The 20,456-nt window shown below is 55.6% G+C and carries 18 protein-coding genes; 6 read left to right on the forward strand and 12 right to left on the reverse strand.

The genetic code is table 11. From position 1 onward, the window contains the following. Positions 1-213: 213 nt before the first annotated feature. From B347_RS0117780 to B347_RS0117790, 3 genes are all read right to left on the reverse strand, one after another. Complete coding sequence (locus B347_RS0117780; RefSeq protein WP_019411046.1) at positions 214-1,824, reverse strand: NAD(P)/FAD-dependent oxidoreductase; 1,611 nt, start codon at positions 1,822-1,824, stop codon at positions 214-216. A gap of 118 nt (positions 1,825-1,942) precedes the next feature. Further along, positions 1,943-2,614, reverse strand: a complete 672-nt coding sequence (locus B347_RS0117785; protein ID WP_026014266.1) for a COG3650 family protein — start codon at positions 2,612-2,614, stop codon at positions 1,943-1,945. Between the two features lie 100 nt (positions 2,615-2,714). After that, positions 2,715-3,314 carry a short chain dehydrogenase gene (locus tag B347_RS0117790; protein ID WP_019411048.1) on the reverse strand — a complete coding sequence of 200 codons (600 nt, stop codon included), beginning with the start codon at positions 3,312-3,314 and terminating at the stop codon, positions 2,715-2,717. A 104-nt stretch (positions 3,315-3,418) separates the two neighbouring features. Between B347_RS0117790 and B347_RS0117795 the strand changes: the two genes are divergently transcribed. Then, positions 3,419-4,303 carry a LysR family transcriptional regulator gene (locus B347_RS0117795; protein WP_019411049.1) on the forward strand — a complete coding sequence of 295 codons (885 nt, stop codon included), beginning with the start codon at positions 3,419-3,421 and terminating at the stop codon, positions 4,301-4,303. Between the two features lie 41 nt (positions 4,304-4,344). Here B347_RS0117795 and B347_RS0117800 read toward each other — a convergent pair whose 3' ends face one another. From B347_RS0117800 to B347_RS0117820, 5 genes are all read right to left on the reverse strand, one after another. Then, a complete protein-coding gene (locus B347_RS0117800) occupies positions 4,345-5,046 on the reverse strand; it encodes an ABC transporter ATP-binding protein (protein ID WP_019411050.1) in 702 nt (233 codons plus the stop codon). Further along, positions 5,047-5,814 (reverse strand): high-affinity branched-chain amino acid ABC transporter ATP-binding protein LivG, encoded by a 768-nt coding sequence (livG, locus tag B347_RS0117805; protein ID WP_019411051.1) that lies wholly within the window; start codon positions 5,812-5,814, stop codon positions 5,047-5,049. Beyond that, a complete protein-coding gene (locus tag B347_RS0117810) occupies positions 5,811-7,067 on the reverse strand; it encodes a high-affinity branched-chain amino acid ABC transporter permease LivM (protein WP_019411052.1) in 1,257 nt (418 codons plus the stop codon). The genes livG and B347_RS0117810 overlap by 4 nt, the downstream gene beginning before the upstream one ends. After that, positions 7,064-7,987, reverse strand: a complete 924-nt coding sequence (gene livH, locus B347_RS0117815) for a high-affinity branched-chain amino acid ABC transporter permease LivH (RefSeq protein WP_019411053.1) — start codon at positions 7,985-7,987, stop codon at positions 7,064-7,066. The genes B347_RS0117810 and livH overlap by 4 nt, the downstream gene beginning before the upstream one ends. A gap of 248 nt (positions 7,988-8,235) precedes the next feature. Further along, positions 8,236-9,363, reverse strand: coding sequence for a branched-chain amino acid ABC transporter substrate-binding protein (locus B347_RS0117820; protein WP_100218044.1), 1,128 nt, complete (start codon positions 9,361-9,363; stop codon positions 8,236-8,238). Between the two features lie 359 nt (positions 9,364-9,722). On the opposite strand from B347_RS0117820, the gene B347_RS0117825 reads away from it, so the two are divergent. Continuing rightward, entirely contained in the window at positions 9,723-10,028 is a 306-nt protein-coding gene (locus B347_RS0117825) for a DUF2288 domain-containing protein (protein ID WP_019411055.1), read from the forward strand. Positions 10,029-10,189: 161 nt separating this feature from the next. Here the strand turns inward: B347_RS0117825 and B347_RS0117830 are convergent, their stop codons facing one another. After that, the gene (locus B347_RS0117830; protein ID WP_019411056.1) at positions 10,190-12,394 is read right to left on the reverse strand and encodes a putative bifunctional diguanylate cyclase/phosphodiesterase; all 2,205 of its coding nucleotides are present in this window, start codon (positions 12,392-12,394) and stop codon (positions 10,190-10,192) included. Positions 12,395-12,632: 238 nt separating this feature from the next. Continuing rightward, positions 12,633-15,479, reverse strand: coding sequence for an RNA polymerase-associated protein RapA (gene rapA / locus B347_RS0117835; protein ID WP_019411057.1), 2,847 nt, complete (start codon positions 15,477-15,479; stop codon positions 12,633-12,635). Positions 15,480-15,648: 169 nt separating this feature from the next. Between rapA and B347_RS0117840 the strand changes: the two genes are divergently transcribed. From B347_RS0117840 to ccoM, 3 genes are all read left to right on the forward strand, one after another. Next, complete coding sequence (locus B347_RS0117840; protein WP_019411058.1) at positions 15,649-15,960, forward strand: hypothetical protein; 312 nt, start codon at positions 15,649-15,651, stop codon at positions 15,958-15,960. 73 nt (positions 15,961-16,033) lie between these two features. Beyond that, a complete protein-coding gene (locus B347_RS26725; RefSeq protein ID WP_019411059.1) occupies positions 16,034-16,195 on the forward strand; it encodes a hypothetical protein in 162 nt (53 codons plus the stop codon). Between the two features lie 144 nt (positions 16,196-16,339). Further along, positions 16,340-16,453 carry a cytochrome c oxidase subunit CcoM gene (ccoM, locus tag B347_RS27095; protein WP_019411060.1) on the forward strand — a complete coding sequence of 38 codons (114 nt, stop codon included), beginning with the start codon at positions 16,340-16,342 and terminating at the stop codon, positions 16,451-16,453. 310 nt (positions 16,454-16,763) lie between these two features. On the opposite strand, the gene B347_RS0117855 is transcribed toward ccoM, so the two are convergent. Together B347_RS0117855 and B347_RS0117860 are read right to left on the reverse strand one after the other, a co-directional pair. After that, entirely contained in the window at positions 16,764-18,236 is a 1,473-nt protein-coding gene (locus B347_RS0117855) for an inorganic phosphate transporter (RefSeq protein ID WP_019411061.1), read from the reverse strand. 344 nt (positions 18,237-18,580) lie between these two features. Continuing rightward, on the reverse strand, positions 18,581-18,781 hold the full coding sequence (locus B347_RS0117860) for a hypothetical protein (protein WP_019411062.1): 201 nt from the start codon (positions 18,779-18,781) through the stop codon (positions 18,581-18,583). A gap of 795 nt (positions 18,782-19,576) precedes the next feature. On the opposite strand from B347_RS0117860, the gene pcaR reads away from it, so the two are divergent. Then, positions 19,577-20,419, forward strand: coding sequence for a pca regulon transcriptional regulator PcaR (gene pcaR, locus B347_RS0117870; protein WP_019411064.1), 843 nt, complete (start codon positions 19,577-19,579; stop codon positions 20,417-20,419). Positions 20,420-20,456 lie beyond the last annotated feature (37 nt).

The raw sequence follows: 20,456 nt of genomic DNA on the forward strand, positions 1-20,456 counted from the left end.
GGTGCAACACCCTAACCTGTGCGGATAGTTGTTAAAACAAAAAATATATTCTTTATTGTTATAAGCAACGGTTTGATTCCACGTCGCTCAAGAGATTAGCAGCTGTGCATCAACGTCAGTCAGTAAAGGATGAGCAGGCCCTTGTAGTGAGCTGGCTCGCGATCTTCTAAACGATCAAAAGATCGCGAGCCAGCTCGCTCTTACGGGGTCTGCTTATGCGTCGATACCGAGGATGTCGCGTGCCACGGCTTCAGCAATGCGGATACCGTCGACACCGGCCGACATGATACCTCCGGCATAACCTGCGCCTTCACCCGCGGGGAACAGGCCTTTGACGTTAAGGCTCTGCATGGATGCATCACGGGTCATGCGCAGTGGCGACGAGGTGCGGGTTTCGATGCCGGTCAGCACAGCGTCGTGCATCGAGAAACCGCGAATCTGCTTCTCGAACGCAGGCAGTGCTTCGCGAATGGCGTCAATGGCGTAGGCCGGCAAGGCCAGCGCCAAATCACCCAGGGAAACCCCCGGCTTATAAGAGGGCTCAACGCTGCCCAGCGCTGTCGACGGTTTGCCGGCGATAAAGTCGCCAACCAGCTGCGCGGGGGCTTCGTAGTTGCTGCCACCCAGCACATACGCGTGAGCTTCGAGTTGCTCTTGCAACTCGATGCCGGCCAGCGGCCCGCCCGGATAGTCTTCTGGTGTGATGCCGACCACGATGCCGGAGTTGGCATTGCGTTCATTGCGCGAGTATTGGCTCATGCCGTTAGTGACAACGCGGCCCGGCTCGCTGGTGGCGGCCACGACGGTGCCGCCTGGGCACATGCAGAAGCTGTAGACCGAACGCCCGTTTTTGGCGTGGTGCACCAGTTTGTAGTCGGCAGCGCCCAGTTTAGGGTGGCCGGCGTATTTGCCTAGGCGCGCACTGTCGATCAGCGATTGCGGGTGTTCAATTCGGAAACCGACCGAGAAGGGCTTGGCTTCCATGTACACGCCACGGCCGTGGAGCATGCGGAACGTGTCGCGAGCACTGTGGCCCAGCGCCAAGATCACGTGGCGTGCGTTCAGTTGTTCGCCGTCGGCAAGCATGACGCCTGTCAGTTGCCCGTCTTCAATCAGCACGTCAGTCACGCGCTGTTGAAAACGCACTTCGCCACCCAGCGCGATGATCTGCTGACGCATGTTTTCGACCACGCCAGTGAGGCGGAATGTGCCGATGTGCGGTTTGCTGACGTAGAGGATCTCTTCGGGGGCGCCCGCTTTGACAAACTCGTGCAGCACTTTGCGGCCATGGTGTTTCGGGTCTTTGATCTGGCTGTAAAGTTTGCCGTCAGAGAATGTCCCTGCGCCGCCTTCACCAAACTGCACGTTGGACTCAGGGTTGAGCACGTTTTTACGCCACAGGCCCCATGTGTCTTTGGTGCGCTGGCGCACTTCGGTACCGCGCTCAAGGATGATCGGTTTGAAGCCCATTTGTGCCAGCAGCAGCCCGGCGAAAATACCGCATGGGCCAAAGCCCACCACAATCGGGCGTTCATTCAAATCGTGCGGGGCCTGGCCGACGACTTTGTAGCTGACATCCGGCGCCGGATTGACGTTACGGTCATCGGCAAATTTAGTGAGCAGCGTGGCTTCATCGCGTACAGAGAGGTCGATGGTGTAGATGAAGCACAATTCGGAGGTTTTTTTACGCGCATCGTAGCTGCGCTTAAACAAGGTGAAATCGAGCAGATCATCGCTGGCGATGCCCAGGCGCTGCACGATGGCAGGGCGCAGGTCTTCTTCGGGATGGTCGATCGGCAACTTGAGTTCGGTGATTCGTAACATGACTGAGTCCAGTATCGGGGCCAGGTAAACCCCGGCAGCCTTTTGCGAACCGGGGATTATAAGCGGCTTCGACCCCGAGGGTCAGGGTAAAACTGCAATCTGTGGTTACAGTTGTCGCTTAGTCGTTACGTGCGCCGCCGAAATAGCCGCAACCGCGTTGAACCTGACCATTGACTCGCAGTTCGGCTGCCAGGTGCTGCACGCTGCCATTAACGCTGTCGGTGCAGCGCTGCGGGGCGACCCACAACTCAATCCGCTGATTGTTGGCTTCGGTAGACAGCGAGAAGCGACCATCACCGACTTGCTCTTCTACATAAGGCAGTGCCAGGTCTGGCTGGCCTTCACGTTTGAGCACCATGCCTTTGCCTCCCGCTTGTACTTCCCACGCAGGCCCGTTGCCGCTGGCGTTGACGGTCTGTTGTTTGAAGTTAGGGTCTTGGCAGGCAGAACTGCTGCGTTCTAGGCGGTACAGCTGCTGCACCTGTACTTCGCCGTTGGCGTCGGAGGCTTTGGCGGTGACAAAACGGCCACGAATATCGGCGAACAGCTTGCCTGGCTTGTCAGGCATATCCGTCGCGTCTTGTACGAGCGTGGTTGTGGCACCGTCACGCACTTCATAGCGCTGTTGTCCGACGCACGGTTGGAAAATCAGTTGGCCATTGGATGAAACCAGCTCGCCTTGCAAGCGGGTCAGCCCGGCGTTGGTATCGGCAGGTTTGCTGTTGAACATTTGGCAGCCCGCGAACACGGGCAACAGAGCGACTAGAGCGAGGGAACGGGCAGCGCGCATCATTGGGACTCCTGACTAATGCCGCCACGTTACTTAGGCTTGCTCTGCATCACAAGCCTAAACCCATCGCCGCCTTGAGCCGCGGCGACAGGATTTGGAATTAGCCCACCTGATAGGTTTGCCCGGTCTGCAGGCCTTCGACGCTTTTGGCGTAGGCCAGCGCCACGTCGGCACCTGAAACCGGTTTGAAGCCGCGGAAGTATGGCGCGTACTTATCCATGGCTTCTGCCAGTACGGTTGGGCTGACCGAGTTCACCCGCAGGCCGCGTGGCAATTCGATGGCCGCCGCCCGGACAAAGCCGTCGAGCGCAGCATTGACCAGTGCTGCCGAGCTGCCAGTGCGAATGGGCTCGCGGTCAATGACTCCGCTGGTGAAGGTGAACGACGCATTGTCGTTGGCGTACTCACGCCCGATTAGCAGCAAGTTGACCTGGCCCATCAGTTTGTCCTGCAACCCCAAGGCAAAATCGGTTTCGCTCATGTCGGCCAAGGGTACGAAGTTGACGTTGCCAGCCGCGCAGACCAGTGCGTCAAAGCGCCCGGTCTGTTCGAACAATAAGCGAATCGAAGCACTGTCACTGATATCAACCTGAAAATCGCCGCTTTTGCGGCCAATCCGCACGATCTCGTGGCGCGCCGAGAGCTCGCGATCAATGGCTGAACCGAGGGTGCCGTTAGCGCCGATCAACAGGATTTTCATTGGGTATTCCTTGAATGAGGAGGTGTAGGCTCAGTCTAGTAGTGGTTTTTGCAGGCGATAAGCGCACTAATAGGCAACCTTTGGTTTTTATATGGAAACAATCCATGAGCGAGATGGATGACCTGGCGGCGTTTGCGGTGTTGGTCGATGCAGGGAGTTTTACCTTGGCAGCTCAACAGTTGGGGTGCAGTAAAGGGCAATTGTCCAAACGCATCAGTCAGTTGGAGTCCCAGTTCTCAGTGGTATTGCTGCATCGCACGACACGACGCTTGAGCCTGACTGCTGCGGGCGCTGCCTTACTGCCGCAAGCGCAGGCGCTGGTCGTGCAAGTGGAGAGGGCGCGACAGGCGTTGGCCCGGCTCAAGGACGACATAGCGGGGCCGGTCCGGCTGACCGTGCCAGTGTCGCTGGGCGAAACCTTTTTTGACGCCTTGCTGCTGGAATTCTCACGCGACTATCCGCGGGTACAGATTGAGCTGGAGCTGAACAACAGTTACCGCGACTTGTCGCGTGAGGGGTTTGACCTGGCGATTCGATCAGAGGTGGGCAGCAGTGAGCGGCTGGTGGCGAAATTGGTTCTCAACTGGCATGAAATAACCTGCGCCAGCCCCGCTTATCTTGAGCAATACGGCGAGCCGACAACGCCCGCGCGATTGGTTGAACATCGCTGCCTGCTTAACAGCCATTACAGCGGTCGCGAAGAGTGGCAATACCACCAGCAGCATGAACTGCATAAGGTGCGGGTGTCGGGACCGTTTGCCAGTAATCACTACAGCTTGTTGAAAAAAGCCGCGTTGATCGGCGCGGGTATCGCACGTTTGCCGTCCTACATGCTCCAGGCTGAATTGGCAGACGGGCGTTTGCGCGAATTACTGCTCAACTACCAGACGCGCAGCAACCCGATGTACCTGGTGCATCCCTACCAAGGCGGCTTGCCCAAGCGCACGCAAGTACTGGCGGATTATCTGGTGCAGTGGTTTAAACAATGAAAAACGGCCCCGAAGGGCCGTTTTTGTAGGACAGGGCAGGGTTAGCCGCCTAGGTAAGCGTCACGCACTTTTGGATCGCTGAGCAATTGCTCGCCAGTGCCCTCCATCACGACTCGGCCGTTTTCCAGTACGTAGGCGCGGTCAGCAATTTTAAGCGCCTGGTTGGCGTTTTGTTCCACCAAAAACACCGTCACCCCTTCATCGCGCAGTTGTTCGATGATGTCGAAAATCTGCTGAATGATGATCGGTGCCAAGCCCAAGGAGGGTTCGTCGAGCAATAACAACTTAGGCTTGCTCATCAGCGCCCGACCAATGGCGAGCATTTGTTGCTCACCACCGGACATGGTGCCGCCACGTTGATTGAAGCGTTCCTTCAGGCGCGGGAAAAGGTGCAGCACCTTGTCCATTTGCACTTGGTAGTCGTGCTTCTCGGTAAAGAATCCACCCATGGAGAGGTTCTCTTCCACGGTCAGACGGGCAAATATCCGACGGCCCTCAGGCACCACCGCGATGCTCTTGCGCATGATCTGCGCCGAGCTCAAACCCACCAGTTCTTCGCCCATGTAGCGAATACTGCCGCTTTGGGCTTGTGGCGAGCCACACAGGGTCATCATCAAGGTCGACTTGCCAGCACCGTTAGCGCCGATCAAGGTCACGATTTCACCTTGGCGCACTTCGACGTTGACGCTGTGCAGCGCCTGGATCTTGCCGTAGAAGGTCGAGACGTTTTCAAATTGCAGCATTTACGCTTCCCCCAAATAGGCTTTGATCACTTCAGGGTTGTCGCGGATTTGCTCCGGGGTCCCGTCGGCCAAAGGTGTGCCCTGATTGATCACCACGATATGGTCGGAAATGCTCATGACCAGTTTCATGTCGTGCTCAATCAACAACACCGTGGCGTTGTGCTCGTTGCGCAAAACGCTGATCAGCGCCTTGAGGTCTTCGGTTTCCTTGGGATTCAGACCGGCTGCCGGTTCGTCGAGCATGAGGATGCGCGGGCGCGTCATCATGCAGCGGGCGATTTCTAGGCGGCGTTGCTGCCCGTAGGCCAAGGTACCCGCGGGTCGGTTGGCGAACTCGGTCAGGTTGACTTTGTCCAGCCAATACGCGGCGTATTCCATGGCATCACGTTCGCTTTTGCGGAACGCCGGGGTCTTGAACAAACCCGCCAAAAAGTTGGTGTTGAGGTGACGATGCTGAGCAATTAGCAGGTTCTCAACGGCCGTCATGTCCTTGAACAAACGCACGTTCTGGAAGGTACGAACCACGCCTTTACGGGCGATTTCATGCCCAGCCAACCCTTGAATGGCCTCGCCATCCAGCAGGATGGTGCCTGCTGTTGGTTTGTAGAAGCCAGTCAGGCAGTTGAACACGGTCGTTTTACCGGCGCCGTTAGGGCCGATCATCGACACAACTTGTTTTTCCTTGACGGTGAGGCCCACGCCGTTCACCGCCAACAAGCCGCCAAAGCGCATGCTCAGGCCGCTGACTTTCAATATCTCGCGGCTCATTTTCGCAGCTCCAAGTGAGGACGTTGCATTGGCAGCAGACCTTGCGGACGCCAGATCATCATCAGCACCATCATGGCGCCGAACAGCAACATCCGGTACTCACTGAACTCACGCATCATTTCTGGGAGCAGGATCATGACGATAGCGGCGAGGATCACGCCCAGTTGCGAGCCCATGCCGCCCAGTACCACGATCGCCAGGATGATTGCCGACTCAATAAACGTGAAGGACTCAGGCGTCACCAAGCCTTGGCGCGCGGCGAAGAAGCTGCCCGCAAAACCGGCGAACGTAGCACCCAAGGTAAAGGCCGACAGTTTGATGATGGTCGGATTCAAGCCCAGTGCGCGGCAGGCGATTTCGTCTTCACGCAAGGCTTCCCAGGCACGGCCAATCGGCATGCGCAGCAGGCGGTTGATCACGAACAGCACGATCAGCACCAGAACCAGCGCGATCAGGTACAAGAAAATCACCTTGTTGATCGAGTTGTATTCGAGGCCGAAGTATTCGTGAAAGGTTTGCATGCCTTCTGCGGCGGTTCGGTCAAAGCTGAGGCCGAACAGCGTCGGTTTGGGAATGTTGCTGATACCGTTGGGGCCGCCGGTGATGTCCGTGAGGTTACGCAGGAACAAGCGGATGATTTCACCAAAGCCCAACGTCACGATGGCCAGGTAGTCCCCGCGCAAACGCAGCACCGGGAACCCCAGCAAGAAGCCAAACGTGGCGGCCATGAGGCCGGCAATCGGCAAGCACACCCAGAAGCTAAAGCCAAAGTAGTGCGAGAGCATGGCGTAGGTGTAGGCACCTACCGCGTAGAACCCGACGTAACCCAAGTCCAGTAGCCCGGCCAGACCTACCACAATGTTCAGGCCAAGGCCCAGCATCACGTAGATCAGGATCAAGGTCGCGATGTCGACCGCACCGCGCGAGCCATAGAAAGGCCACACCAGAGCAACGACCACCAGACCCAGAATGATCCAGCGCTGAGTGCTGGGCAGGGTCAGGAAGTTACTGGCCTTTGCAGGCACTTTTGGCATGTTGGGGGAGGCTTTCCAGGCTGCGCTCAATTGATCACTGAACAATACGCGCACGAACATCAGCACTGAGCAGATCGCAATGATAGCCAGTGTGAGCGGGCTGGAATTATGAACTTCGAGGCCGATGCCGACGATCGACAGTTTTAAGCCGAGGACTGGGTAAGCAACCGCCCAGACCAAGAGGGCGCTGAACAGCGCTGATTTAAGATGCCGAGTCATACTTTTTCAACCTCTGGACGGCCCAAGATGCCGGATGGGCGGAACAGCAGCACCAACACCAGCAAGCCAAACGCCACAACGTCTTTGTACTGGTCACCAAAAATGTCACCGCCAAAGGCTTCCGCGACACCGAGCACCAAGCCGCCGAGCATCGCGCCCGGGATGCTGCCGATACCGCCCAATACTGCTGCGGTGAACGCTTTGAGGCCGACCATAAATCCGGCGTTAGGGTTGATCACACCGTATTGCATGCTAATCAACACCGCCGCAACGGCAGCCAGTGCTGCGCCGATCACGAATGTCAACGCGATAACGTTGTTGGTGTTAATGCCCAGCAGGTTGGCCATCTTCATGTCTTCAGCACAGGCGCGGCAGGCGCGGCCCATACGTGAGCGAGAGATGAACAGGGTGAGGCCCCACATGGCCAGTACTGTGACCACGAAGACCACAATTTGCATGTAGGAAACGATGACTTCCTGAGCACCTCCTGGACCGAAGGAGAAGCCACCAGGGATCAGGTTGGGGATCGATTTGTCTTTTGAATCTTGGGACATCAGTACAAGGTTTTGCAGGAAGAGCGACATACCAATGGCCGAAATCAGCGGGATCAGGCGATTGCTGCCACGCAGTGGACGGTAGGCAACCCGTTCAATGCTATAGCCGTAGGCGCTGGTCACGACGATGCTGGCGATAAAGGCTGCGGTCATCAACAGCGGCACGCTGTCCAGACCCATCATGGTCAGTCCGGCAATGGCGATAAACGCAATGTAGGAACCAATCATGTACACCTCGCCGTGGGCGAAGTTGATCATTCCAATAATGCCGTAAACCATCGTATAGCCGATGGCGATCAGGGCATAGGTGCTGCCAACGTTGAGGCCGTTAACCAGCATTTGGAAGAAGTGATAGATATCAGGCATTACTAAGCTCCTAAAAACCTGAGACGCATTTCACTGGTGGAGTCATTTTCCGGCTTGGGCAATGCGGATTTACACCCGCTTGGGCACAAGTCTTTAGCCAGCGAACCGCTGGTGACGGTTTTAAAGATTTTCAGGTGGGGAGACTCTCGGATCACGAAAGCGCGGCCCATATTCTGTGGGCCTAAGGCCCGTAAAACAAAGCCCACCGCTTACGCAGTGGGCTTTGTTGTCAGATCAAGAACCGACCCTTATTGAGGGCTTACTTCTGTTTTAGGCTGGCCGAAGTGCCATTCGTAGACCACGAATTTGAAGTCCTTCAGGTCGCCTTTGGCGTCGTAGCTCAGGTCACCCGTCGGGGTTTTGAACGTACCGGCATGGATAGCTTCGGCGACTTTGGTTGGGTCTTCGCTTTTGGCAGCCTCGATGCCTTTAGCAATCAACTGAACAGCGGAGTAAGCCGGGAACACGAACGGGCCGCTTGGGTCTTGTTTATCGGCTTTGATTGCGTCAGCAATGGCTTTGTTGGCCGGGTCGGTGTCAAAGGACTTCGGCAGGGTTACCAGCAGACCTTCAGAGGCGCCTTGGGCAATTTGCGAGATGGAGTCGTTGCCCACGCCTTCAGGGCCCATGAACTTGGCGTTCAGGCCTTTTTCTTTGGCTTGACGCAGGATCAGGCCCAGCTCTGGGTGGTAACCGCCGTAGTAAACGAAATCGACGTTGGCTTGTTTGAGCTTGCCAATAATAGAAGCGAAGTCTTTGTCGCCAGCATTGATGCCTTCAAAAACAGCGACTTTAACGCCGTCTTTTTCCAGGGTCTGTTTAACCGCAGTGGCAATGCCTTCGCCGTATTGCTGTTTGTCGTGCAGTACAGCAACGACTTTCGGCTTAACGAATTTGGCAATGTAGTTACCCGCTGCCGGGCCTTGGGCGCTGTCCAGGCCAATGGTGCGGAAGATCAGCTTGTAACCACGCGACGTGATCTCCGGGCTGGTGGCCGCCGGAGTAATCATGATGATGCCTTCGTCTTCGTAGATATCCGAAGCCGGCTGAGTGGAGCTGGAGCACAGGTGACCTACAACAAATTTGACGCCATCATTGACCACTTTGTTAGCGACAGCGACAGCTTGTTTTGGATCGCAAGCGTCATCGTATTCGACCGCTTCAAGCTTTTTACCGTCAACACCGCCTTTCTCGTTGATGTCTTTGATGGCTTGTTTGGCGCCCATGAACTGCATGTCGCCGTACTGAGTCACTGGCCCGGTTTTCGGACCTGCAATACCGATTTTGATGGTGTCTGCTGCGAATGAATGGCTGGCAACCCCGGCCAAAACCATAGCGGCAAACAGTCTAGTAATCTGCTTCTTAGCCATCTTTATTGGTGCTCCACTCTTCTGTTGTATTTTTTATAGTCCTGGAAGCCAAGGCAGCCGGACCGGGTTTTTTCTGAGCGAAATTCCCGATCAATCCCCCCTGCAACTGTACCGGTACAGTGTAGAGCGCCGGTTTAGCGCTTGAATAGCGGGCTGCTAGGGGAAAAAACAGGGAATGTCGCTTAAACGAAAGAAAGAGACAGAATGGCGGCGGATTATGTGGCTGATCTTTATCAGGATGTTGCCAGTTCAGCTTTTCCGTCCTTGGCCATTTGCTCTTTCCCTCGTTCCTCCACCTTAATTTGGGTTTTTCTACCGGGTGTGCGGCGCTATCATTGCGCCGATTTTTTTACCTGGTGAATCCCATGAATAAAGAACCTAGCACCCTCTATGCCAAGCTGCTTGGCGAGACCTCAACAATCGAGTGGAAAGTGTTGCAGCCGTTCTTTGCGAAAGGCGAATTGTTGTGGGTTGGCCCTGAATTAGACTTGATCGATGCTGCACTGGCTGTGACTCAGGATGAGGCAGAGAAAGTGAGTGCCTGGATGGCCTCTGGGGTGTTTGGAAAGATGACTGAACAGCAGGCGCTAGACGTTCTTGAACGTGACCCTGAGCTGTGGGCTGTGGTGGTATCGCCTTGGGTAATGGTCCAGGAAAGGGCGCGCAAATAACTGAGCGCACCAAATTCGAGCATTTTTGCACTGGTATATCGGCCGGAAAGTGTGTAGCCCAGTAACTGGCGTCTAAATAGTGGCCACTTGCCGTGAAGAAACGCCACAGTCGATGTGTTGGCTTTTTTGTCTGCCCATTGATCTTGGCTGCGTCGGTGACTTCATTGGCCGGAGAGCTGCAAGGTGGCGTAGTCAGAGGTCGGGCGGGGGTTTTTATTCAGTTGTTCTAGCAGCGTATGCAGCGCCTCAAAAGGCACGGGGCGACTCAGTAAGTAGCCCTGGATAAAGTCGCATCCGTAATGGCTTAAAAGCTCAAATTGTTGGGTGGTCTCGACCCCTTCGCTCACAACTTGCAGGTGTAGGGTGTGGGCCATCACGATGATGGCTTGCACAATCTCTATGTCCTGACTGGAGGTCGGAATGTCTTGGATAAAAGAGCGATCAATCTTCAAGGTATTGAGTGGCAAGCGTTTTAAGTAGGCCAGTGATGAGTATCCGGTACCAAAATCGTCAATCGACAAAGACACGCCCAGTGCTCGAATTTGGCGCAATAACGCTGAGGTGCTGCTGATATTACCCATCAGCGCGTTTTCAGTAACTTCGAGTTCTAGACGGTGCGGGGCGATCCCGGAGGCGTGCAGCGCACTTTCAATTTCGTCAGCCAGTTCTACTCGCACTAGATTTAGCGCCGAGCAATTGACTGCGACTGCAAGCTGTTGCCAGCCCAGTTGGGTCAGTGCCGCTAAATCCTGGCAGGCCTTGCGCAGTACCCAGTTGTCCAGTTGTGCAATAAGGCCGTTGGCTTCAGCGATGCCGATAAAACGATCGGGGGCTAGCAAGCCATGCGTGGGGTGATCCCAGCGTACCAAGGCTTCTAACTTGGCGACGCGTCGCTGTGTGAGGTCGAAAATGGGTTGGTAGTGCAGAAACAATCCGCTGTCTTCATTTAGCGCATGGCGCAGTTCTTCTTCTATTTGCAGTTCCAGAGAAGCACGGGTTGTCAGGTTCGGGCTGAAGAAGTTGAGGCTGTTACGACCATTGCCTTTGGATTGGTAAAGCGCCAGGTCTGCATGTTTTAGCAGCTCAGTGCTGGTGGCACCGTCGTCTGGGAACACGCTGATACCAATGCTGGTGGTCATCACCATGCGCCGTCCAGCCAGTTCGATGGGCTCTTTGAGCGTCTGCATGATGCGTTTGGCCATGCTTTGGGCTTCATCGCGTTCATGGATGTTGATCAAAATGCAAAATTCATCGCCTCCAAAGCGTGCGACCACGTCTTCATAGCTGCGTGCAGCGCTTTTTATTTGGTTGGCGATGGTCTTGAGTAACTCGTCTCCAGCGTCGTGGCCGAGGCTGTCATTGATGCGTTTGAAATGATCAATATCGAGAAACATTACGGCCAGCTTGCCGCCTCTTGTTGCGCAATCAGTGAGTTTTTCGGCAAAAATCTGGTTGAAACCCCGTCTGTTGATCAGGTTGGTCAGTGGGTCGTAATGCGCCACTTGCTGCAACAACATGCGTGCTGCATCCAGTTGGCTGAGCAGCGCGTTGACCCGTACCAGGTCGTGTTCCTTTTGCTGCAGTTTCTTGTCGACCAAGGCTGCGCTGATGCTGCTGGCAATCAACAGCAAGGTCATCACGGCAATCATCAGCGCCAGTTGCCAATGGTTGGTTTGAATATGTGTCTGGCTAGGGTCGCCGCTAGTCGAGAAGGTGTGCAGCGCCCACATGCCGATAAAGTGCACGCTGAGGATGGCCGAGCCTGCCGTGATGCTGATGGCGTACTTTAAGACATGGTGAAACAGGCCTTGGGTCGAGCGCATTGATATGGTCATTTGCAAGGCCCAATAGCTGGCGCCTACGGCCAGTATTAGTGAGAGCACAACCGTGGTGGTGTTGTAATGCCTAAGGCTGTTGGAGTGCATAGCTGACATGCCGGAGTAATGCATGCCGCTAATGCCTAGGCCAAAAATCAGCGCTGCCAGGAGCAAATGAGGACGCGAGAGCGTGAGGCGATTGAGCACCTGCATGGCCAAAAGGGCGCCCATCCAGATAAAACCCAGCGAGCCAATGGTAATGCCCAAGTCGTAATGGACTTCGAGCGAGGACTCAAACGCCAGCATGCTGATGAAGTGCATGGCCCACACCCCGACCGCCAGACAGCTTGCTCCTAGCCAGCGCCAGACCGTTTTAGCTGCCGTTTTTTCCGCATTAGCGGCGCGCTCAACCATATGCAACGTAGCCAAGCTTGCTGCGCAGGCCACCAGCCAGGCAGTAAATACCAGGTACAGGTTATGGCTGCTGCTGATCAATTGCTGTGTGTGTTCAGCGTGTGCGTTGAGAAATTGCCAGTCCAACCAATCCATTGCACGCCTCGGCACCGAGTCCTTGTTTGCCAGCGTCCAAGGGCTGGCTCGCTTTGAGTGTAGAGGCTGGGAGGGCGCTGAGAAGGATGATGGCTATATGATGCCAATCATTTTTTTATTAAAACGATTAGATCTATATCGAATTCTTATTTTGCGACGCGAAATGTCTGTAGGAGCCAAGCTCCCACAGTGGGCCTTGGTTTGCCCGCATCGCAGGCAAACCGGCCCTCGCAGATCGTTAACCTGCGACCAGCACGCGAATGGCTTCGAGACGCAGAGCGGCTTTTTCGAGCATGGCCAAGCCTTGCTCACGTTGCTTGCGCAGGGCAACCAGTTCGCTGTCCCGCACTGTAGGGTTAACCGCTTGCAGAGCGGTTAGGCGTGCCAGCTCTTCTTCGGTGTCGGCGGCCAGGCGGCGTTGAGCTTCGGCGACACGTTCTGCGTGACGCGGAGCGATCTTGGCTTCACCGGCGTTGATTTTCGGCGTCAGGTTGTCGCGCTGGGCCTGCACGAACTTGTTGGCGCTGGCGCGAGGCACGCTTTCCAACTGCTCATTCAGGGTGTCGAACGCCACGCGCGAGGATAGATCGTTGCCGTTGGCATCGAGCAAGCAGCGCAGCGCAGCAGGTGGCAGGTAGCGACCCAGTTGCAACGAGCGCGGAGCGACCACTTCGCTGACGTAAATCAGTTCGAGCAGTACGGTTCCAGGTTTCAGCGCCTTGTTTTTGATCAGGGCCACGGCGGTGTTACCCATCGACCCCGAGAGCACCAGGTCCATGCCGCCCTGCACCATTGGGTGTTCCCAGGTGATGAACTGCATGTCTTCGCGGGACAACGCCTGATTACGATCGTAGGTGATGGTCACACCTTCGTCGTCGCCCAGCGGGAAGCTGGCGTCGAGCATTTTCTCGCTTGGCTTGAGGATCAGTGCGTTTTCCGAATGGTCTTCGCTGTCGATGCCAAAGGCATTGAACAGGGTTTCCATGTAGATCGGCAGGGTGAACTGATCGTCTTGCTCAAGAATTGCTTCTACCAGGGCTTCACCTTCGCCAGCGCCGCCGGAGTTGAGCTCCAGTAGACGGTCGCGACCTGTGTGCAATTCTTGCTCAAGCCGCTCACGCTCAGTGCGGGCTTCGTTGATCAGTGCTTGCCACTCGTCATCGTCGGTACCTTCTAGCAACGGCAGCAGGCGCGGGCCGAACTGGTGTTGCAGGGCGTTACCGGTCGGACAGGTATTGAGGAACGCGTTTAGCGCTTCGTGATACCAGTGGAACAGGCGCTCTTGTGGGCTGGTCTCTAGGTACGGCACGTGCAGTTCAATGATGTGCTTTTGGCCGATACGGTCTAGACGACCGATGCGTTGTTCTAGCAGGTCTGGGTGGGACGGCAGATCGAACAGAACCAAGTGGTGAGCGAACTGGAAGTTACGACCTTCACTGCCGATTTCTGAGCAGATCAGCACTTGCGCGCCGAATTCTTCATCCGCGAAGTAGGCAGCGGCGCGGTCGCGCTCAAGAATGTTCATGCCTTCGTGGAAGACCGTTGCAGGAATACCGGAACGCACGCGTAGGGCGTCTTCCAGATCCATGGCGGTTTCGGCGTGGGCACAGATCACCAGAACCTTAGTGCGCTTAAGCATTTTAAGGGTGTCTGTGAGCCACTCTACACGCGGGTCAAAGCGCCACCAGCGCTCTTCGTCGCTGGCGTCGGGCTGGGCCTGGAAGCTGACTTCCGGGTATAGCTCAGCGTGTTCGCCCAGTGGCAGTTCGAGGTATTCGTCCGGGCACGGCAGCGGGTAGGCGTGCAGCTTGCGCTCCGGGAAACCCTGAATCGCGGCGCGAGTGTTGCGAAACAGCACGCGGCCGGTGCCGTGACGGTCAAGCAGTTCACGGACCAAGCGAGCGCTGGCTTCGGTGTCGCCTTCGTTGACCGCGGCGAGCAACGTATCGCCCTCAGCGCCAAGGAAATTGTGAATGGTTGTATGCGCTTCAGGGGACAGGCGGCCTTTATCCAGCAGTTCCTGTACGGCCTGAGCCACCGGGCGATAGTTCTCGCTTTCGGCCCGGAAGGCGGCCAGATCGTGAAAACGGTTTGGATCGAGCAGGCGCAAACGTGCGAAGTGGCTGTCCTGACCCAATTGCTCAGGGGTTGCAGTGAGCAACAGCACACCTGGAATCACGCCAGCCAGTTGTTCAACCAGCCCGTATTCAGGGCTGATCTGATCTTCGTGCCATACCAGATGGTGCGCTTCATCGACCACCAGCAGATCCCAGTCAGCGCCGAACAGCGCTTCTTGCGCTTTCGGGTCGTCGACCAGCCATTCGAGGGCAACCAGTGCCAATTGGCAATCTTCAAACGGGTTGCTGGCGTCGCTTTCAATAAAGCGCTCTTCGTCAAACAGCGCCACTTCAAGGTTGAAGCGACGGCGCATTTCGACCAGCCATTGGTGCTGCAGGTTTTCAGGCACCACGATCAGCACGCGGCTGGCGCGGCCACTGAGCAATTGGCGGTGAATCACCAAGCCCGCTTCAATGGTTTTACCCAGGCCGACTTCGTCCGCCAGCAAAACGCGCGGGGCGATGCGGTCGGCTACTTCACGGGCAATGTGCAATTGGTGGGCGATCGGTTGTGCGCGTACGCCACCCAACCCCCACAGCGGCGATTGCAACTGACGGCTAGTATGTTCAAGGGTGTGATAACGCAGTGAGAACCACGACAGCGGGTCGATTTGCCCGGCGAAGAGGCGGTCACTGGCCAGACGGAACTGGATGAAGTTCGACAGTTGGGTTTCTGGCAGGGTAACGAGTTCGTTTTGCTCGTTAAAACCGTGGTAAACCATCAGGCCGTCAGCGTCATCGACTTCGCGAACGGTCATCTTCCAGCCTTCGAAGTGGATGATGGTGTCGCCTGGCGAAAAGCGTACGCGCGTGAGAGGTGCGTTGCGCAACGAATATTGGCGGGTTTCGCCAGTGGCCGGATAGAGCACAGTCAGTAAGCGACCGTCCTGTGCCAGAACGGTGCCTAAGCCTAGCTCAGCTTCGCTGTCACTAATCCAGCGTTGCCCCGGTTGATACTGCTGCGCCATGCTGCCTGACTCCCGCTTTGAAAAAGCCGAGTATATTAACGCAGCAAGGGCTACAGTCCAAAGGACTCTCACAAAAAGCTAATCAGTACAAAAGAAGCCGGTGGTGCTTTTCGATGAGTGGTTCAACTCAGTGGCTTGTTGTAGACACGCTGAACAGGAGTGCATGACGATGCTGCCGCCGATCCTACCGCTGAGTGTTGTGCCCGTGACCTCGCAGCAGGACCCGGTACGCCCACGCCCGGAAATTCCGGCGGTGGTGCCTACGCAACCTAGTTCGGGCGATAGCACCGTCAATTTGAAACAGCATGACGCCGATCAGGCCACGCTGTTGTTGCGTGAAGAGCAGCAACGTCAGCAAAAGCACCGTCAGCGTGAGGCGCAGGATCTGGAGCCGGATGACGCGCAAGCAGTTGAACCCGCAAGTGATGGGTTAATTGATGAAGCGCCGCGCCAAGGTTTATGGGTTGATATAAAGGTATGACTCATTTTTTCTGGCCTGTTGGGCTTCCCCGACGCATTATTGGCCCATTCCCTGGCAGTGACATGATGTGTATATGAGCCAAGACAGCAAGCTGGTTGATCTGGGTGCAGAGCGCGCCAAGCGTGTGCATGACCTGAATGAAAAGCGTCTGAACGAAGTGCGACAGGCTTTTGAGCAAGCCATGCCGTTAGCAAGTGCCAAGAAAAAGCCGAAAAAGAAGCCTAAAAAGCGCTGAGTTGCAGCGTTTTCCTGACCTGAGTCAACTTTCCCCTTTAAGGCCAGCCCGGCCGTGATCACTATTGATCCCGGTCAAGTTATGCGCCTGCGCGTCTGGTTAACCTAGCTTCAACACACAAACAGACACGCGCAGGAGGCAGTCATGTTTCTCGATAATGTGGTTATCGCTGGGGTACTTACAGTCGGTCTCATGGTGTTGTTTTTCGCCGGTCTGGGCATTTTTATCTGGAAAGACTCTCAGAAGCGCAACAAGTAGCGCCGGGTCTTACTGGAACACGAGCACGCAAGGCATTTTGGGCGACTTCGGTCGCCTATTTTTTTGCGCGTGCGAAAAGTGATGAGTCGCTCTTCGTAGTTGCCGAATTACGCAAGGCTGCGTCTGATTACGAAGCTATCGTAAGTTCTAAACCCCGAGATTAGCGGGTGCTCCGCGCCGCCTGCTAGTGCGACGGCTTTACCGCCGGAGGTAGTCTTCGGCAACTGCTTCGTTGCCCGGGTTCCCATAGCCTAGGGCATAAAAAAGGTACGACCCGTGAGGGGCGTACCTTTTTTATTAGCGGGTGGTATCAGGCGAGCGTGATAGAGGCCAGCCAGAACAGACCTGCGGACAGGGCAACTGTCGCAGGCAAGGTCAGCACCCAAGCCATCAGGATGGTCTTGATGGTGTTGCCTTGCAGGCCGCTTTTGTTGGCGACCATGGTGCCCGCCACGCCTGAGGACAGGATGTGGGTCGTTGAAACTGGCAGCGCAAAGACGTTTGCCAAGCCAATAGCTATGGTGGTGGTGATTTGAGCCGCCATGCCTTGGGCATAGGTCATGCCCTGTTTGCCGATCTTCTCACCAATGGTTTTAACCACGCGCCTCCAGCCAACCATGGTGCCCAGGCCCAAGGCCAGTGCGACCGCCAGAATTACCCAGAACGGGGCGTATTCAGTGGTGGCAGTCAGGTCTTTGCGCAGTTTTTCGAGGTCCGCTTTTTCGCGGGCGTCGAGTACTGGCAGTTTGCTGACTTTCTTTGCTGTGTCGTCTAGGCAAAGCAAGTGGCGACGAATCTCGATACGCTTTTCAGACGACAGCGACTGGTAGTTCGCAACGCCTTTGAGCGAGCCGAGCAGCGCATCAATGGTTGGTTCGGTCTGTTGCGGGTTGCAACTGAACTTGCCAGGCAGGTCTTCTTTAACGCTTTTGCCCAGCGCCAGGAATTCGCTCAGGCTAGCGTTGTTACGCTGGTAGAACTGGCTCAAGTGCAAGGTCGCATCGCGAGTTCGTTCGATCTGGTAGGTGGTGCTGTTGAGGTCCAGAACGAAGGCGCTCGGCACGATGCCGATCAGCACCAGCATGATCAGGCCAATGCCTTTCTGGCCATCGTTGGAGCCGTGAACAAAGCTCACGGTCATGGCGGAAATCACCAATACCAGACGGTTCCAGAACGGTGGATGCTTTTTGTCGTCCAGCTTGCGACGCTGTTCTGGCGTCTTGTGCATTTTGGACTCGGGGCGCCACCACTTCAGGGCGACTAGCATAAGGCCTGCAATCACGAAACCGGCGATAGGCGAGAACACCAGCGAAGCGCCGATATCAATAGCCTTTTGCCAGTTAACGCCTTCGCTCACCGGAATCCCGTTGATCAAGGCATTGGCCAGGCCGACACCCAGGATCGAGCCGATCAGGGTGTGCGAGCTCGAGGCTGGAATCCCGAAGTACCAGGTTCCCAGGTTCCAAGTGATGGCAGCTGCGAGTAACGAGAACACCATGGCCAAGCCGTGTCCGGTGTTCACATTGACCAGCAGCTCTACCGGGAGCAGGTGGACGATGGCGTATGCCACCCCGACTCCGCCCAGCAGAACGCCAAGAAAGTTGAACACACCAGAAAAGAACACCGCCAAGTGAGGCGGCATGGCTTTGGTGTAGATGACAGTCGCTACCGCATTCGCGGTGTCATGAAAGCCGTTGATGAACTCGAAGGCGAGAACAAAGGCTAGGGCGAAGAAGAGGCTGATAAGAACCCAGGCGTCCAATCCGCTTAATAGATCGATCATGAAGGTTTTCTGACACGGTCATAAAGGGGGCCGGATTATGCCAGAAAACCATGGTAATCGATGCACTAGCTGCTCGTTGGTAACATCTAAAAATGAAAAAAATTGTAAGACATGTCCATTTTCGGATGCCTTGATTCCCCTCTAACCCGCTGATAGCACAGGCTATGAGCGTTCTGGAGGGATGTGGCCCTAGCCTAGTTTGGGCGTATGAAATTTCTGTAATCAGGTGATCTATTGGGTGTGACCGGACTTTTGGCGAAGCAAGCAGCAACAGCCGCTCATGCCAATCACGAAGGGGCAGCCTCCGTAGTCGACGGTCTTTTCAGTTTTTTTGATTCGCAGGCTTAGGGTTCTTCAACCTTGAGTTCTTTTTCAATTTTTTGAATTTCTTGAGAAAAAGCCTGATCAAGCAGGCTGGCACGCTTGCGCCAAGGTTTACGCTCGGGCTCCGGCTTAGCGGCGTAGGTGGTCACTTCGCCACCGTAAACATCCTTGTAACGTTGTTCCTGACGCTCAAGTTCTGCGCGCAGTTCGTCTTTCGTCACAGTGCTACCTAAATGAGTAGAAATTAAACCCGGTGAACCACTCTGCACGAGAGGTTTATTAATTTGACGTGTGAATTCGCTTTGTGGGGATGCCGATAAGCAACGTCAAGGTTGAATAAACCACTTTGTGAGCGCCATCACGTCATTAACTAACACATGAGTGTCGCAGCAGTTAAGTGTCCACCCCAATGAGGGTAATGCTGGCTGCACTTGGAAGTTAATTCCACAGCCTATTGAACTCAATCGACAGACTGGATCCAAAATAGCGGAACACTGCCTTCTTGCAGTAAATTACTGGCGGGCCACAAGGGCTTGAGTAAGGCGCCTACTATCGCCGAAGCGCTTCGGGCGCGTCAACTTCCAAGTGCACTTTTGTTAAGGCTGTTCAGTGAGCTAACAGAATGCGTCACGCTTCACATGTATTAATACAATGGTGGCGGTAATTGCATTGCCAAGTTTGCGCTGTACTGAGTCGGCTTAATTCATGCCGCATATAACGCAGATATTTCCGATCAATGATGGCCTGTTTGGTGTCGGGCAGGCTGACAAAGAGTTTTTAATAACACTTCGCATGCCCGTGTTGAACGCAATTGCAAAATACGCCAATTGAACATTGCCCGCTGTGAGCGAGCAGGGCGACATTCTTACACCTCGTGGCTGCCGGTGTGATGCTCTCTGAGATTGCGATTATCGGCCATCGGTTCGATAATCGCCCAATGTTGCCGTTGCCCAGCGTGCACTGCTGCCGGGGCGGGTGTGTAATAACAATAAATAAAGAAGGCGGGAGGACTGGGTATGAGTGATCAATTACGCAATACGGTGACTGGCATCGCGCCACCGATTGTTGCGTCGCCTGCCAAACGCATTCAGGCATTTGCCGGTGACCCTGATTTCATGGCCTCTCTGGCCCGCGGTCTGGCGGTGGTGCAGGCGTTTCAGGAGCGCAAACGGCATTTGACTATTGCGCAGATCAGCCATCGCACTGAAATTCCTCGGGCTGCTGTGCGTCGCTGTTTGTACACGCTGATCAAGCTCGGTTACGCCACCACCGATGGCCGCACGTATTCGCTATTGCCCAAAGTACTGACGCTGGGCCATGCCTACTTGTCATCGACGCCACTGGCGGTATCGGCCCAGCCTTATCTGGACCGTATGAGCGAGCAATTGCACGAAGCGTGCAACATGGCGACTCTGGAAGGTGACGACATTCTGTACATCGCCCGTTCGGCGACCACTCAGCGTCTCATATCGGTCGATTTGTCGGTGGGCGGCCGCTTGCCAGCGTATTGCACATCAATGGGGCGTATTTTGTTGGCCGCGTTGGATGACGTGACCTTGAACGAGTATTTGGCCCATGCAGAATTCCAGGCCAAGACCAGCCGCACGCTGCATACACCCGAAGCGTTACTTGAATGCTTGCTGCAAGTGCGTACGCAAGGCTGGTGCGTGGTCGATCAAGAGTTGGAGCAAGGCCTGCGTTCAATTGCAGTGCCGGTGTATGACGCTTCGGGTCAGGTATTGGCAGCCTTGAACGTCAGCACCCACGCTGGGCGAGTCACGCGTACTGAGTTGGAGCAGCGCTTTCTGCCGATCATGCTCAATTCCAGCCGTGAACTGAGTGCGCAGCTGTTTACCTAAGCGTTGTAGCCGTAGCAGCCGCCTCGCAGGCCCGGCA

Source organism: Pseudomonas psychrophila HA-4 (assembly GCF_000282975.1).
Lineage (GTDB): Bacteria > Pseudomonadota > Gammaproteobacteria > Pseudomonadales > Pseudomonadaceae > Aquipseudomonas > Aquipseudomonas psychrophila_A.

What these genes read in the sequence shown, in the direction of transcription:
- B347_RS26725 (WP_019411059.1), top strand. Translation starts at nt 16,034, where the DNA reads ATGAGCCAAGACAGCAAGCTGGTTGATCTGGGTGCAGAGCGCGCCAAG.
- pcaR (WP_019411064.1), top strand. Translation starts at nt 19,577, where the DNA reads ATGAGTGATCAATTACGCAATACGGTGACTGGCATCGCGCCACCGATT.
- B347_RS0117840 (WP_019411058.1), top strand. Translation starts at nt 15,649, where the DNA reads ATGCTGCCGCCGATCCTACCGCTGAGTGTTGTGCCCGTGACCTCGCAG.
- B347_RS0117830 (WP_019411056.1), bottom strand. Translation starts at nt 12,394, where the DNA reads ATGGATTGGTTGGACTGGCAATTTCTCAACGCACACGCTGAACACACA.
- B347_RS0117825 (WP_019411055.1), top strand. Translation starts at nt 9,723, where the DNA reads ATGAATAAAGAACCTAGCACCCTCTATGCCAAGCTGCTTGGCGAGACC.
- B347_RS0117785 (WP_026014266.1), bottom strand. Translation starts at nt 2,614, where the DNA reads ATGCGCGCTGCCCGTTCCCTCGCTCTAGTCGCTCTGTTGCCCGTGTTC.
- rapA (WP_019411057.1), bottom strand. Translation starts at nt 15,479, where the DNA reads ATGGCGCAGCAGTATCAACCGGGGCAACGCTGGATTAGTGACAGCGAA.
- B347_RS0117795 (WP_019411049.1), top strand. Translation starts at nt 3,419, where the DNA reads ATGAGCGAGATGGATGACCTGGCGGCGTTTGCGGTGTTGGTCGATGCA.
- B347_RS0117790 (WP_019411048.1), bottom strand. Translation starts at nt 3,314, where the DNA reads ATGAAAATCCTGTTGATCGGCGCTAACGGCACCCTCGGTTCAGCCATT.
- livH (WP_019411053.1), bottom strand. Translation starts at nt 7,987, where the DNA reads ATGCCTGATATCTATCACTTCTTCCAAATGCTGGTTAACGGCCTCAAC.
- B347_RS0117800 (WP_019411050.1), bottom strand. Translation starts at nt 5,046, where the DNA reads ATGCTGCAATTTGAAAACGTCTCGACCTTCTACGGCAAGATCCAGGCG.
- livG (WP_019411051.1), bottom strand. Translation starts at nt 5,814, where the DNA reads ATGAGCCGCGAGATATTGAAAGTCAGCGGCCTGAGCATGCGCTTTGGC.
- B347_RS0117855 (WP_019411061.1), bottom strand. Translation starts at nt 18,236, where the DNA reads ATGATCGATCTATTAAGCGGATTGGACGCCTGGGTTCTTATCAGCCTC.
- ccoM (WP_019411060.1), top strand. Translation starts at nt 16,340, where the DNA reads ATGTTTCTCGATAATGTGGTTATCGCTGGGGTACTTACAGTCGGTCTC.
- B347_RS0117810 (WP_019411052.1), bottom strand. Translation starts at nt 7,067, where the DNA reads ATGACTCGGCATCTTAAATCAGCGCTGTTCAGCGCCCTCTTGGTCTGG.
- B347_RS0117780 (WP_019411046.1), bottom strand. Translation starts at nt 1,824, where the DNA reads ATGTTACGAATCACCGAACTCAAGTTGCCGATCGACCATCCCGAAGAA.